The sequence below is a fragment of the Acinetobacter sp. YH12023 genome, from assembly GCF_013420135.1.
In the GTDB taxonomy this organism is placed as follows: Bacteria; Pseudomonadota; Gammaproteobacteria; order Pseudomonadales; family Moraxellaceae; genus Acinetobacter; species Acinetobacter amyesii.
In genome coordinates, this window is record NZ_VOYU01000004.1 from 76,418 (window position 1) to 89,811 (window position 13,394).

General features: G+C 41.9%; 13 protein-coding genes and 4 tRNA genes. All 17 read right to left on the reverse strand.

Annotated features, from left to right (window positions below):
• Window positions 1-135 precede the first annotated feature (135 nt).
• Window positions 136-210 (reverse strand) — tRNA-Thr (locus tag FTT92_RS05620).
• 23 nt (window positions 211-233) lie between these two features.
• Window positions 234-309: transfer RNA gene (locus FTT92_RS05625), tRNA-Gly, on the reverse strand.
• A gap of 38 nt (window positions 310-347) precedes the next feature.
• Window positions 348-431 (reverse strand) — tRNA-Tyr (locus FTT92_RS05630).
• Between the two features lie 54 nt (window positions 432-485).
• Window positions 486-561: transfer RNA gene (locus FTT92_RS05635), tRNA-Thr, on the reverse strand.
• A gap of 98 nt (window positions 562-659) precedes the next feature.
• Complete coding sequence (gene trpE / locus FTT92_RS05640) at window positions 660-2,153, reverse strand: anthranilate synthase component I (RefSeq protein WP_078193306.1); 1,494 nt, start codon at window positions 2,151-2,153, stop codon at window positions 660-662.
• Window positions 2,154-2,270: 117 nt separating this feature from the next.
• A complete protein-coding gene (locus tag FTT92_RS05645; protein WP_180171627.1) occupies window positions 2,271-2,939 on the reverse strand; it encodes a phosphoglycolate phosphatase in 669 nt (222 codons plus the stop codon).
• 77 nt (window positions 2,940-3,016) lie between these two features.
• Entirely contained in the window at window positions 3,017-3,766 is a 750-nt protein-coding gene (locus FTT92_RS05650; protein WP_180171628.1) for an FHA domain-containing protein, read from the reverse strand.
• Between the two features lie 77 nt (window positions 3,767-3,843).
• The gene (gene gspD, locus FTT92_RS05655) at window positions 3,844-6,075 is read right to left on the reverse strand and encodes a type II secretion system secretin GspD (RefSeq protein WP_180171629.1); all 2,232 of its coding nucleotides are present in this window, start codon (window positions 6,073-6,075) and stop codon (window positions 3,844-3,846) included.
• 42 nt (window positions 6,076-6,117) lie between these two features.
• Entirely contained in the window at window positions 6,118-6,984 is an 867-nt protein-coding gene (locus tag FTT92_RS05660) for a type II secretion system protein N (RefSeq protein ID WP_180171630.1), read from the reverse strand.
• Window positions 6,984-7,727, reverse strand: a complete 744-nt coding sequence (gene gspN / locus FTT92_RS05665; protein WP_180171631.1) for a type II secretion system protein N — start codon at window positions 7,725-7,727, stop codon at window positions 6,984-6,986. The genes FTT92_RS05660 and gspN overlap by 1 nt, the downstream gene beginning before the upstream one ends.
• 167 nt (window positions 7,728-7,894) lie before the next feature.
• Window positions 7,895-8,221 carry an H-NS family nucleoid-associated regulatory protein gene (locus FTT92_RS05670; protein WP_078190459.1) on the reverse strand — a complete coding sequence of 109 codons (327 nt, stop codon included), beginning with the start codon at window positions 8,219-8,221 and terminating at the stop codon, window positions 7,895-7,897.
• A gap of 142 nt (window positions 8,222-8,363) precedes the next feature.
• On the reverse strand, window positions 8,364-8,795 hold the full coding sequence (locus FTT92_RS05675; RefSeq protein WP_180171632.1) for a thioesterase family protein: 432 nt from the start codon (window positions 8,793-8,795) through the stop codon (window positions 8,364-8,366).
• Window positions 8,796-8,804: 9 nt separating this feature from the next.
• A complete protein-coding gene (locus FTT92_RS05680) occupies window positions 8,805-9,998 on the reverse strand; it encodes a heme biosynthesis protein HemY (RefSeq protein WP_180130426.1) in 1,194 nt (397 codons plus the stop codon).
• Between the two features lie 6 nt (window positions 9,999-10,004).
• A complete protein-coding gene (locus tag FTT92_RS05685) occupies window positions 10,005-10,847 on the reverse strand; it encodes a hypothetical protein (protein WP_180171633.1) in 843 nt (280 codons plus the stop codon).
• Complete coding sequence (locus tag FTT92_RS05690; protein WP_180109658.1) at window positions 10,844-11,623, reverse strand: uroporphyrinogen-III synthase; 780 nt, start codon at window positions 11,621-11,623, stop codon at window positions 10,844-10,846. Before FTT92_RS05690 ends, FTT92_RS05685 begins: the two co-directional genes overlap by 4 nt.
• A 3-nt stretch (window positions 11,624-11,626) precedes the next feature.
• A complete protein-coding gene (gene hemC, locus FTT92_RS05695; RefSeq protein ID WP_078193127.1) occupies window positions 11,627-12,544 on the reverse strand; it encodes a hydroxymethylbilane synthase in 918 nt (305 codons plus the stop codon).
• Between the two features lie 95 nt (window positions 12,545-12,639).
• The gene (locus tag FTT92_RS05700; protein WP_078190465.1) at window positions 12,640-13,380 is read right to left on the reverse strand and encodes a LytTR family DNA-binding domain-containing protein; all 741 of its coding nucleotides are present in this window, start codon (window positions 13,378-13,380) and stop codon (window positions 12,640-12,642) included.
• Between the last annotated feature and the right edge of the window lie 14 nt (window positions 13,381-13,394).

Consider the following 13,394-nt stretch of genomic DNA (forward strand, 5'->3'; position numbering starts at 1 on the left):
TCGAACACAATTCTGAGTAAAACCCAGCTCCGACATATCGCCTAAAAAAAATAAACACCCAATACTTGAAAAGCAGACTAAAAAGCCTGCTTCTGGAATCTTGCGCAACATTTAAAGTTGCTAAACTGTAAAATCTGGAGCTCTTATCGAGATTTGAACTCGAGACCTCTCCCTTACCAAGGGAGTGCTCTACCACTGAGCTATAAGAGCAAATATAAGCACTTCAATAGATATGGAGCGGGAGACGAGGGTCGAACTCGCGACATGTAGCTTGGAAGGCTACCGCTCTACCAACTGAGCTACTCCCGCACGATGTTGGTACAAACCACTTATTGAAGTCTTAAAATTGGTGGTGAGGGAAGGATTCGAACCTTCGAAACTTTCGTAGCGGAGTTACAGTCCGCCCCCTTTGACCGCTCGGGAACCTCACCATTTTACACTTACTTCAGTGTTGTTCTTTCTACTCACTCTCAAACTTTCTAAGATGGTGCCGGCACACGGATTCGAACTGTGGACCTACTGATTACAAGTCAGTTGCTCTACCAACTGAGCTATGCCGGCGTTTCCTAGTGTTTCGTACGTTTCGTATCGGAACGGTGTGCAGTTTAGCAAATCTTGAAATCCTTGCAAGTGTTTTTTCTAAAAAAAACGTGAAAAACTCATAAAATCAATCCATTTGATGATAATTCAACCGCTTTGATCACTGCGCGAGCTTTTATTTGGGTTTCATTCCACTCTGATTCAGGATTTGAGTCATAAACCACCCCTGCTCCAGCCTGAACATAGACCTTATTTTCTCGAATTACACAGGTACGAATCGCAATCGACATGTCCATTTCGCCATGCCAGCCTAAATAACCAACAGCACCACCAAAAATTCCACGTTTTACTGGTTCAACTTCGTCAATAATTTCCATAGCACGGATTTTTGGTGCGCCTGAAAGCGTACCCGCAGGGAATGTTGCCTTAAAAACATCCAAAGCATCGACATCATCACGTACCTCACCTTGCACATTTGACACAATGTGCATGACATGCGAATAACGTTCGATCACCATTTGATCAGTCACGTGAACTTTACCGATTTTAGAAACGCGTCCAACATCATTTCGCCCCAAATCGATCAACATCAAATGCTCTGCAATTTCTTTTTCATCAGATAGCAAATCTTTTTCTAGCGCTAAATCTTCTTCTTTTGTTTTACCCCGTGGTCGCGTTCCCGCCAAAGGACGAACTGTTGCCACACCATTTTCTAAACGGGACAAAATTTCAGGTGATGAACCAACGATATGAAAAGGAATGTCATTTTCTAGTGTCTGCCCTTGCACCAAGAACAAATATGGCGATGGATTGAGGTGACGTAGTGCACGATAGACCTGTAAAGGCTCACCATCAAAATCGGATACCATACGATGACCTGGCACAACCTGCATCACATCACCGGCTTTAATGTACTCTTTTACTTTTGCAATAGAGTCAATAAAGTTATCGTGTCCGGTGATGGATTCAAACTGTGGTGCAGTATGCTTATTTGCTTTGAGTGCAATTGGGGTTGCCAAAAGTTCTTCTAGCTCATCCAATTGTTGCTGCGCTTTGGTATAGGCCTCAGCATCATTTACATCGGCATGCACAATTAAAAATAAGGTATCCTTAAGGTTATCAAAGACGATGACGGTTTTTGATAGCATCATCCAAATATCCGGAATCCCGACCGGGTCAGCTTCTGGAACGTTATTGAGCTTTGGTTCGATATAACGTACAGCATCATAACCAAAGTATCCAACCAATCCACCGGTAAAGCTCGGCAACGCTGGCAAATCTTGCTGTGTAGGCACTTTATATTGTGCTTGGAAGTCACGAATGTATTGAAATGGGTCAGCACATTGTTGTTTTTCAACCGAGCCATCAGCATGTTGAACGGTCAACTGCCCTTCATTACACGAAAATACGGTGGACTCGCCCAAGCCAATAATGGAGTAACGCGCCCAGTTTTCGCCACCCTCTACAGATTCAAATAAATAGGCTTGTTTATGTTGTTTTAATCGCGCAAAGACAGAAAGTGGAGTTTCTGTATCTGCCAAGCGCTGACGATATACTGGAATCAAGTTATATCCAGCAGTTTTCAGTTGTTCAAATTGAGTTTGTGTAGTCATTTGGGTTTCTCTATATTTCGCGTGGTCAATTTCAGTTAATTTCTTCTCATGCTGATTGAGTGACGCCATCGAAATACTACACACTTGCTCATTTTCACTTCCTTAACCCTACTTATTTCAACCCAATAATTCTTTTAAGTTATCAACCACGTGCTGCGGCTGACAATCTCGAATATTTTCACCATGATTATAGCCATAGCTGACCACAATACAATCAATACCCGCACGACGTGCTGCCTCTACATCATTGACAGAATCACCCACCATCAAAATTTGCTGTTTCGGCAAGGCATAATGCTCCGCACAATACTCTAGCTGCTTGGGATGTGGTTTACGCTCTTCAAAACGATCTCCGCCAATCACATCATCAAAGTATTCATGCATACCTAGTGCCTGCAAAATACTGCGTGCCGGTTGCTCTGGTTTATTGGTCACACAAATCAGAATTTTCTCTTCTGCTTTTGCCCAATCCAAGAACGCTAGAATGCCATCAAAGGGCTGCGTCAAGACACAAGGATCTGCATTGTAAATCTTTAGAAAAGTTTCCAGTAAAAGATGGTGCTGTGCGGCATCCACCTTCCCGGTCAAGTATTCAAGTACGCTATGACAAAACAATGAAGTTCCTTTCCCAATCCAGTTTCGCACCTGCGCTTCTGTGACCAACGGTAATTGCAACGCATTTAAACTCATATTCATCGCACGATGTAAGTCAGATGCTGAATCGACTAGCGTTCCATCCAGATCAAATAAAATCATTTGGCGTTCTGCTAAACGAACTTCAAACATAATGTCCCTCTATTTTTTTGTAAATTTTCCCCATAAAAAAGGCATGCCCATGCATGCCTTTTGAGGAATGTCTCGGTTTATTTAAACAACACCCATGCAATAATTGCAAGAATGATTAAAACAATGACTGAGATTAAACCCACAGAGGCATTTTTTTGCGCTTCACGCTCTTGCTCTACACATGTCGCTGGAATTTCTACATCACATGCTTCATTTTTCGGAGCAGCAGTAATGTCAATCCCCTCAGGGATTGGCGCAGGTTTAGGCACACCTACATTGGTCGGCATACCATCACGAGTCAATTGAACCGAGCCATCTCGCTCTTTCAACTCTGGCATACCTTGATCATTCATTTGTTGTGCTGCGGTTTTAACGACAGGCTCTTGTGCCTTAGTTTCAGACGTGTTTGCCACAGACTCTTGTGCCACAGTTTCAGAAACTGCAACAGCTTCAGACGGCTGCTGAACAGGTGTAATTTCTTCTGTTTGCAATGCTTCAACGCTTTGTTCGATATCCGCTGGGATCTGAACAGCTTTAGCTGGAGCCAATAAACTAAACTTCACACTGGCAAACTGTACAATATCACCTTCTTTTAAAAGTGATTCACCAGTCAAACGGACATCATTAATAAACGTCCCATTAGATGAATTGAGATCTTGCAACCAGAGTGCCTGATCTTTCAGTACAAAGGCAGCATGTTTACGCGATACATCAGATTCTTGTAAAACAATATCTGCTTGTTGATGACGACCCACCAACATATCTCGCTCAATACTAATTTCTTGTCCTGTTAAATCACCAGAAATTGCTTGAATTTTCCAAGTCATGAAGTTAATTCTCTATTGCTCGTTTTTTTCATCATAGCATGCTGTGGTTTCAAAGCTAAACCACCCTGCTGTCTCACCTAAGGCATGCCCGCCACTTTGCCATTCGGTACGGTAATGGTTTGGCGCTTCACCGCAGGTTCAATGGCGACTGGCGTGGAGACCACTGCCGCTGGCTGTGTCATTTGTGGTGCTGTCGGTACCGTCTTATACACAGGGGCTGGCGCTGTACCTTTTGAAACAGGTATGCGCTGCTGATACACATCATCAACATTTTCAGGTAATTTCGCAAAATTACCCTCATTATCCAATGCCAGTTGCAGACTATAGAGCTGACTGTAGCGCTGCTGAGACATTTTCTTCACATCAGCAGAATTTCCAACAATAGTCGGATGAATAAAGATCAGTAAATTGCGTTTACTGTTGGATTTTCCTTCCGAGCTAAAAAGTTTGCCCAGTACAGGAATAGCCCCTAGCCCTGGAACAGATTGGCGCCCATGCAATGTATTGTCAGAGATCAACCCCCCCAACACAATCGTTTGACCATGCTCTGCCAAGATCGAGGTTTTGATCGCGCGTTTAGTCGTAACCAAATCCGACGCTTGGCCTTTATTGTCTTTTACATCAGAAACTTCTTGCTCTACCTCTAAACGCACCGAACCACCATCGCCAATATGCGGCACAACTTTCAAAGTAACACCGACATCTTTACGCTCAATCGATGTGTATGGATTGGCTGTGCCACCATTGGTGGTGACCGAACCTGTCACAAATGGAACGTTTTCACCCACCACAATATAGGCTTCTTCGTTGTCCATCGTCACAATTGACGGTGTAGATAATAGATTCGATTTGGTTTTTTCTTTTAAAGCCTGAATCATCGCACCATAGAGTTTGCGTGAACCATCACTACCTTCACGATAATCACCAAGGACCAAAGAAGTACCGGCACTCACCGCGCTACCTGCACCCGCAGCGCCACCAGTTAAATATCCTGCGGCAATATTCTTTAAACTAGAACCAAAGTTATCAAAGTTAATTAAGCCGATACCACTACTGATATCACCCAACGCCCATTGCACACCGAGTTGATCGGTATCCGTGCCTTCGACTTCAATAATCGCCGCTTCGATCAGCACTTGCTGACGACGAATATCCAGCTGAGAAATCGCAGATTCAATTTCACGCATGAGCTGCGGATCTGCTTTCACAATCAGTGCATTTTGTGTGGTATCGGCAATAATACTGACGCCATTGGCATTAAAACTTGAAATACCATTTTGCGTATTATTGGAAGAGTTATTGCTGTTGAGGTTAATACCTGAACTGGTGTTATTTTGTGAACTGAATGACTGTGAATTTGAACTGTTATTATCATTCATTAAACTGTTCATCGTGCTGCTATTTGAGCTATTCGATGAATTCGTACTCGAAACGGCCTGCCCCGTGACCAAGCCTTGTAAGATTTCCGACAAGTTTTTTGCACTGGCATACTTTAGACGAAAAACTTTCAATCCACCCAATCGATCTGCTGCAGGCACATCTAAGGTTTCAATAATCTTACGAATGCGCTTACGTGTCGCTGTATCACCTTTAATGATAATGCGATTGGTTCGATTGTCCGCGATAATACGAATTCGTGACCCTTTCGGGTCTTTTGATGCGCCGGTCGAACTCATCGACTCTAACAGTCCAATCATTTCTTCGGCCTGACTCGATTGCAGCGTCACTGCTTCGATATCATTTTGACCCGTTCCATCTAAATTACGAATAATCGTTTCGAGCTGATAAATATTACTTGCACGATCTGAGACGATAAGCGCATTGGTCCCCGCCACTGCTGACAAATGTGCAAATTGCGGCATCAATGGGCGCAACGCTGGAATTAAGTCGTTGGCATTAGTGTTATCAAGCCAAATCACTCGAGTGACAATTTGGTCTCCAGACGCACGGTGGCGCGCATCATAAGGAATGCCCGAGCTTTTTACATTACTGTCTGGAACCAGTTTAATGGTGTTGCCCGATGGAATTGCCACTACACCATTCACATTCAACACACCGAGAAACAGGTCATAGACTTCATTTTTATTTAAAGGCTTATTGGAAATAACCGTTACATTTCCTCGTACCCGTGGATCAACTGCAAAATTTTTCCCCGTGATATCTGCGACTTCATTAATGAATGCCGTAAGATCTGCATCACGTAAATTGATTTTCCAAGTTTGTGCATAACTTACTGTGCTGACCATAGCAACCAAGGGCACCATGGCATAGGCAGCTAAAGTTGAACGGTTATTATTAAATAAAGCCATATACGCCTGTGTTTCCTAACCCTATAAAGTGATGAGACATCACTAAAAATCCTGTTGTATGGTCATCACTTGATCACCACGTTTGACTTCAAGTTTCACCTGCCCTTCACGGCGGGCTTGTTCTAATAATTGCGCCTCAGATTGTCCCGCACCGACCGCCTGCCCATTTAAAGACATGATGCGGTCACCCGGCTGCAAACCCAATTTATTTCTCAAGGCTGCAGGTGTTCGATTTGAAACCTCAAACCCACCATTACCTGATGGATTTACCCCCATTTCCTGCATATATTGTTCACGATTTTCAGTCATGCGCTGTACGGCCTGACCAATCGCGGACTGCGTTGTGCTTTGCCCTAAATTTGCAGGATCAGTTGTATTTTGCATGCTGTTATTCTGCAAAGATCCGCCTGATGTTGCATTGGCTGTAGGGACAATCGGTTGATCTAATCCGTTTTCAATACCTTGGAACGCCAATTCACGCCGTGCACCATTACCCTGCGTTAAAATCACCTTATCCCAATAAACTTCAGCCAGTTGATATGATGAACCTTGAATGGTTTCTCCAACCAAGTAGCGATCTGAACTCTCATTGACCTTAATCACTGCCGACGAGTAGCGACTTGGCTGTCCAACCACCACACCTTGTAACACCATATTTAACTGCGCGTCAGCTGCTGAACTGCGGTTTTCCTGAAACAAGGCAAAAGAGCTAATATTAGGAACTTGCGTTTGCTGTGAACCCAATTCAACTCGGTCTAACTGAATGGCTTGTGGCGGTGCAATCAATAACCAAAATAAAGCGGCTAACTTCCAGCACAGGTACAAAATTATTAAAACCAAGACCACAGGTGCAAGTCGATCTGTTTGCTTCCAATTGATCTCGCGGATTTTTTCGAAATAGTCAGCCATCAGTTCACCCCACTCAATAGGGGTTGACGCGAACTAATCACATACGTATCTAATCCTGCCTTACCTTCATAGGAAGCAACATTCATCAAAAAGCGCTGGGTTAATTGCACATCCAACATGAGGTCTGGCTCAAGTGACAAATTCATCATTTTTTGTTCACGTTGATCTCGAACATCAATCGATAATTTGCCATTATCATCTTTTAATTGGGCCAACATGGCAGGCACATTCATTGACTCTTGACGCTGTGCAAAGCTAAAGGATAAATCCCCGCCTGCCCACTGTATCTCGCCTGATGAACGACTAAATCCCTGTTGTGGCTTATATTTAAACTGCACATCTTTTAATTGAATGGCATTCATTGGCCATTGCCAATCGGCAAAACTTTTTAAGGTTTCAGGAGCAATTTGACCCTCTAAGTTTTTGATGCTGATTCTTTTGCCAAAACCATACCCCATCACACCTTGCAGTTTGGTATTGCCACTATGAATTTCAATATTTGCACCCAAGCGCAATAAAATCAAGTCCCACGGGCGCGTGTTCCAGTTTAACGAGCCTTTCAAATTTCCTCGTGTCCAATCTGCTTGCCCGTGCCAAATATTGCCACTGACGTTATGTAGCATTTGGTTATTTTTATAAAACTTTGTAATGAGCCACGCTGCTGGTACTTGCAGCATAACGAAAATTAAAAAACTGATCGCAGCAAAAATGAGCCACCGAATATTATTAGTTTTATTGATCATCCCACCACAACCGATCCATCAATTTTTTTCCATCATTTAAACATTTTTCTTTATAAACACATTATGCATACTTTTTCTGCATAGCCAATTCAAAGAGATAAAAAAACCAGGCATTTGCCTGGTTTAATTATCCTGAACTCAGGATATGACGATTTCATGAATTATTCTTAAATTAAGAAGTCTTCTAGTTTCGCGCCTTTTTCTAATTCAGCCACTAACCAACGCGGTTGTTTACCACGACCGGTCCACGTGTCATCTGCATTGGTTTTGCTACGGTAACGTGGCTCAACAGCTTTACGAGTTGATTTTTTACGTTTGCTTGAACCAAATTCAAGGATTTGTTCAACACTTAAATCTAAATTTTCTGCAATTTCAACAATACGGTTGTACGCATCTTCAATCGCTTGATCTTTTTTAGATGCAATCAGTGCTTCAGCTTCTACTTGAAGCTTCTTTAACTCTTCAACTGATAAATTACTAATATCAGGCATAATCTTTAACTCCGAAATTTCATTTTAATAATGCTTATGAAAACTCGCTCATAATATTATAATAAAATTTTTATTCAATAAATAATTTTCATTTTACTACAATATTTTAACACGACTCCTTAAAATATATAAAGTTAAATTGTATTTAAATATTATTTCCGACTGAAATCTCCAAAGCTTTTATTTTAGTTTTTATACTTTCTGGAATTGAAGTTTTTTGTAGGGTAGTTTTATCCACGCACACAATAACCGCATCGCCTGTTGCAACGATTTTTTGTTGCTTTTCACTCCATAATATATAACTCATACGAAATGCACTATTTCTTAATTCTTCAACGCGCGTTGCCACTTTTAAAATATCAGGATAAACCACTGGGCTTAAATATTTACATTGGCTTAAAGCCACAACCGTAACCACAGACTGATTAAATATATCCAACTGATCTAAATAACCAATCCGCGCACTTTCCATATAACGATAATAATGCACGTTATTTACATGACCAAAAGCATCCATATCCCCCCAAGCGACGTATTGAGTATGAACCAATGAATATTGAGCTAAATCTTCTCGCATATAATGTCCTTATATTCGAATTTCCATAAAATTGGCATTATTTTCAAATATTAAATTTAATTGTTTGATCAAGTCATCCTGCTGATTTAAGGCTGACTTGATGCGTAAATAACTCATTAATACATCATCTGGATATAATTCTAACAATGCATCTGCTTCAGCTTGGCGTGCTGTCGCTTGGTAAATATTCCATTTTGCAAAACTAAAAACAGGCAGCGCAGGATACTTTTCTTCCCAACGTCGAATCTGCTGTTCTACAGCCACATAGTCAGGGTTTTGCTTCAGCATTTTTTGCTGGAACCACAAAAAGAACACTTCTTTGTTAAATTGCTGTTCCAGCAAATGAATAGCCAATTGCTCATGCTCCTGACTCATCTCTGGCATACGAGACAAGACTTTCAACCATAGCACCTTGACCGCATATTTACGCTCTGTAATTTGATCTTGCAAATCCAAATAACGCTGCTTTAAATGCTGTAAGTCATCGACATCAGCTTGATCAAATGCAGATAATAATTGTTCCAACCAAGCTTGTTTTGTCAGCTCATCTAAATGTCCATAACGTGTCGAACGCAAATACAACCAAGGAAACTGCAACGCAAACATGCCCCATAGCGTGGTTAAACGCTGCTCATAGGCAGTGCTGACTTTTTGCAACCATGGCGATAGTTCATGTTGATTTAAAAATTCAAGATGCGTTAAAGCCTTTTCACCCTCTTGTTGGGATAAATAAATTTCAATCCGTTGCAATTCTGCAAGCTCAAAAGCCATTGGATTGGTCTGAGTTAATGCATTTAGTGCTGTTTCATATTGCTGCTGAATCCAATATAAACGCGCATCGATCACCCCTTTTAATAATCCAGACTCAGTAAAAGCTTGCTGAATAAAGTTTTTTTGATCTTGTGCAGCATTTAAAAGCCAAATGACAGCCAATTGCTCATAGGGATGTAGTTTATTAAAACTAAAGACCGTTTCAGATTTACGTTGTTCTCGACTTAAATAACGTTTAACCGCATACCAAAACATTTGCACGATCAAACTCAGTAGTGCCAGCAATAATGCTAAAAACCAAATATTGGATTGAACTTGCCATTCACGCCAGTATAAATACACATAGCCTGCACCATGCCCAAAACTCAGCAAACTAATAATGGCAACAACCAATAAGCTAATAAATAAATAGGCCAATAAAATATGTTTCATAGTCGATTATCCTATGAGTGCCCGAGTATTTAACAGCGGTACAGAAATAACCGGAATGTCCTTTAATTGTTCTAAACGTTGGCGTATTGGTTTTAATGAAGCATCTGGCAATTGCTGCATAATTTTAATAATTTCAGTGATTTCTTGTTGAAATTGAGGATATTGTCCTTGATTTAAAACCTGCTGAGCCAAAATTAAACGTAACTGCATTTCTTTTAATACCAAGCTACGCTGCATTAATACGGGACTCGGTTGTTCGACTGATTCGACTTGAATCCATTTTTGCCAAAAAGAAAGACCTTTTTGCTGCTCTTTTGAACTATAGGGCTTTAATATTTCTTTTTCTAACAATTGATCGATCGATTGCAGAGTATTTTTCACTTTATCAGACTGCAACTGACGCTCTGTCACATATTGCTTTAAGGTTTCACGGTCTTTTTGAATTACCTGATGCAAACTCATGCGCAGTGCAGGTGCCAAGCTCAACTGATCTAATTGTTGGTCTAATTGGTTTAATTTTTCCAAGGCGACAGCAAATTGTTGTTGCTGCATGGCAAATTCAACCAAATCAAGTTGCTGGCCCACAACCAACATCGGCTCAATACTATGGGTCGCCTCAGCAGCAATCGAAGCATTCGATGTCGTTGCAGCCGACATCTCGGTCGTTGTGCCGCTCAACTGACGTTTCAAAGCCACGACCTGATCATTCAAACCTGCATTGCGCTGTTGCAATAAAGTTTGCTGTTGCATCAGTTCGGTTTGTTGAGCATTGACTTGGAATAGATCAAAACTGAGTTTAGCCAACCAAAGTACGGCGACAATGACCATAACGACAAACAACTTCTTCATGTATTTCCCTGCACGACTTGCACATGCTGCAATATGTGTGTCGCGTTTAAATCTTCGAGTTGAATAATTTTAAAATCTTTGTTCAGTGTTATACGACTTTGCTCAAGTAGCTCGAACAACCTTACACCTAAAACTAAAAAATGTGCATGACTCAGCACTGATAAATGCGAATGAATCAGGTCAAGCCAATTGAGCCAACTGGCCTCACTGGTGATCAACATACAATATGGAGATGACAACTGATGTTCAGAAATGAGTGTTTTTACTTTTTGAGTGGTCTCTTCCGGTAGATGCCGTTCGTATAGCACAAAATTGAGAACCTGAATGCCACGTGCTAGCAACTGCTGCATCATAAATTGACGACCGCCTTCACCGCGCCAAAATGCAACGCAAGCCCCAGTCTCCAATTGTTCTAAATGGCTTAAGGTGAGCATTCCCTCCGAGGTTTCCACCTGCGGTACGACACTGTGAATGCCATAATCAGCTAGCTTTGCTGCGGTTGCATCACCGACTGCAACCCATTGAATATGTTCAAGCTGATCAAGTAAAATGCCTGCCTTACGCAAACCTTGCATTCCAAAGGTAACCGCAGAGGGGCTCACCACAACCAATACATCCGCAGCACTCAACTGGGCGTAGCACGCTGCCAATGCTTCTGACCATGCCCGTGGCTTGAGCTCAAGTAATGGAAGCTCAGCCACAGCAACACCCGCAGAGCGCAGCGTCAAGCTAAGCTGCGTTGCACGATCTGCTGGACGTGTATTGATAAAAAGCATGTATTAATACAGTGCCTTTAAAATTTCACCTGCACCTTGGGCTAACAAGTCTTGTGCCAATTTGACACCGAGCTGTTCAGCTTGTTCAGGAAGACCTACTTGCTGTGCTTTCAACAAGGTTTGACCGTCAACACTACCGACACGACCTTCCAAATGAATCTGACCATTTTCTAAGGTTGCATAACCTGCAATCGGTACTTGGCAGCCACCTTCTAGATATGCATTAAATGCACGTTCTGCGCGTACACAGGCATTGGTCTCTGTATGCATTAAGGGCAAAATTAAATCCAATACAGTTTGATCTTGGCTACGACATTCTAGGCCCAATGCACCTTGTCCAACTGCAGGTAAACTCACAACAGGCTCAAGAGTATGACGAATACGCTCTGCTAAACCCAGACGCTTCAACCCAGCACTGGCCAAAATAATCGCATCATAGTTACCCGCATCGAGTTTAGATAAACGCGTACCCACATTGCCACGCAGATCAATAATCTCAAGGTCTGGACGTTGTTTTAAAATTTGGCATTTGCGGCGCAAGCTCGATGTCCCCACCTTCGCACCCTGTGGCAACTCATCAAAACTGTTATAGGTATTTGAAACGAAAGCATCTAATGGGTCTTCACGCTCACAAATCACGGCCAAGCTTAAACCTTCAGGCAAGGCCATTGGCACATCTTTCATCGAATGAACTGCCAAGTCTGCACGACCATCCAACAATGCCGCTTCTAATTCTTTTACAAATAATCCTTTCCCCCCAATTTTGGCTAAGGGGGTATCTAGAATCTTGTCACCTTGAGTCACAAAGGTCACCAACTCAACTTTCAAATTTGCATGAAGTGCTTCTAAGCGTGCACGAATATGTTCCGCCTGCCAAAGTGCAAGCGGGCTTTGTCGAGTTGCGATCTTAAGGATATTCATAAATTTTAAAATACAGTCTATAGGGCTATTATTCTAAACTTAACTTGCTCAGTTGAAAATGCAAGCTTAATTCGCAATGTGCTTTAACCCTTGCCCTATAATTTTTGTATTCGCTCGCGTAAATTCGGTAAATGTCGACGACTGACCGCCAAACGTTCTTCTAAATCTCGACAACGCACCTGATATTGCCCTGAGCTTACGACTTCTAAACCATCTAAAAAGCTCACAGACACCAAGGCATTACGATGGATGCGTATAAAGCGATCACCAAATTCATGCTCTAAATCTTTCAGCGTTTCATCAATGAGTACGCTGCCATTTTTGTGCCGAACAGTGACATATTTCTGATCTGCAAGAAAATAGTAAATATTTTCCACAGGTACCAACTCTACACCACGATAGGTCTTTGCCGCGATTTGATGGCGGCTGATTTTAATTTCGTCCATATTTTCTTTTTGTTTTATCGTGCTCAATTGAGCTTGGGTTAATTTAGTTAAATGATCTAAAACCTGCTGCAATTCCTGTTGCATAACTGGTTTTAGTAAATATCCCTCTGCATTCGATTTAAATGCATCAAGTGCATGATGATCATATGCAGTGCAAAAAATAATAGCGGGCATGGGGTCTAATTCACGCAACAATTTCGCGCAAGTCAACCCATCCATTTCAGGCATTTGTATATCTAGTAAGATGACATCAGGCTCGAGGCTTTGAGCCAAGTCAATCGCTTGTTGACCATGTGAAGCTTTCGCAACCACTTGATGTCCAAGTTGAGTGACTAAACGTGACAATCGCTCTACTGCTAGAGGCTCATCATCACAGATTAGGATGTCCATTTCTCCTCCTTATC

What these genes read in the sequence shown, in the direction of transcription:
- trpE (WP_078193306.1), bottom strand. Translation starts at nt 2,153, where the DNA reads ATGACTACACAAACTCAATTTGAACAACTGAAAACTGCTGGATATAAC.
- FTT92_RS05645 (WP_180171627.1), bottom strand. Translation starts at nt 2,939, where the DNA reads ATGTTTGAAGTTCGTTTAGCAGAACGCCAAATGATTTTATTTGATCTG.
- FTT92_RS05650 (WP_180171628.1), bottom strand. Translation starts at nt 3,766, where the DNA reads ATGACTTGGAAAATTCAAGCAATTTCTGGTGATTTAACAGGACAAGAA.
- gspD (WP_180171629.1), bottom strand. Translation starts at nt 6,075, where the DNA reads ATGGCTTTATTTAATAATAACCGTTCAACTTTAGCTGCCTATGCCATG.
- FTT92_RS05660 (WP_180171630.1), bottom strand. Translation starts at nt 6,984, where the DNA reads ATGGCTGACTATTTCGAAAAAATCCGCGAGATCAATTGGAAGCAAACA.
- gspN (WP_180171631.1), bottom strand. Translation starts at nt 7,727, where the DNA reads ATGATCAATAAAACTAATAATATTCGGTGGCTCATTTTTGCTGCGATC.
- FTT92_RS05675 (WP_180171632.1), bottom strand. Translation starts at nt 8,795, where the DNA reads ATGCGAGAAGATTTAGCTCAATATTCATTGGTTCATACTCAATACGTC.
- FTT92_RS05680 (WP_180130426.1), bottom strand. Translation starts at nt 9,998, where the DNA reads ATGAAACATATTTTATTGGCCTATTTATTTATTAGCTTATTGGTTGTT.
- FTT92_RS05685 (WP_180171633.1), bottom strand. Translation starts at nt 10,847, where the DNA reads ATGAAGAAGTTGTTTGTCGTTATGGTCATTGTCGCCGTACTTTGGTTG.
- FTT92_RS05690 (WP_180109658.1), bottom strand. Translation starts at nt 11,623, where the DNA reads ATGCTTTTTATCAATACACGTCCAGCAGATCGTGCAACGCAGCTTAGC.
- hemC (WP_078193127.1), bottom strand. Translation starts at nt 12,544, where the DNA reads ATGAATATCCTTAAGATCGCAACTCGACAAAGCCCGCTTGCACTTTGG.
- FTT92_RS05700 (WP_078190465.1), bottom strand. Translation starts at nt 13,380, where the DNA reads ATGGACATCCTAATCTGTGATGATGAGCCTCTAGCAGTAGAGCGATTG.